Source organism: Colwellia marinimaniae, from assembly GCF_002207865.1.
Lineage (GTDB): Bacteria > Pseudomonadota > Gammaproteobacteria > Enterobacterales > Alteromonadaceae > Colwellia > Colwellia marinimaniae.
On the sequence record NZ_BDQM01000160.1, the window covers coordinates 1 to 349 of the forward strand.

The following is a 349-nucleotide window of genomic DNA, read 5'->3' on the forward strand; positions in this document are numbered from 1 at the left end:
GCTTCAACAGTATAATGAAGGCTTCGGTTCGTTGTTGCATCAGCTACTGACACTTCTGTCGCTAACAGTTTCTTACCTTCACCGTACTGAGTATTTTGCGCGATGTTAGTTAATTCTGCCGCTAACTCTTTGTATTCATCATTTAGCGCCGTGTATTCTGCTTTGCCGTTAGTGCCGTTAGCCGCTTGCGTAGCAATATCTTTCATACGCTGACCAATGCTGGTCATTTCTGATAACGCGCCTTCTGCAGTTTGCATCATTGAGATAGCATCCTGGGCGTTACGCATACCTATTTTCTGACCGTTAGACTGAGTCTGTAGACGCGTTGCGATCTGTAGACCAGCAGCAT

Annotated in this window: 1 protein-coding gene; it reads right to left on the reverse strand. The window is 45.8% G+C overall.

The genetic code is table 11. From position 1 onward, the window contains the following. Positions 1-287: flagellin N-terminal helical domain-containing protein (locus tag MTCD1_RS18700; RefSeq protein ID WP_498067569.1), on the reverse strand; the 287-nt coding region annotated here is incomplete at its 3' end. Positions 288-349: the final 62 nt, after the last annotated feature.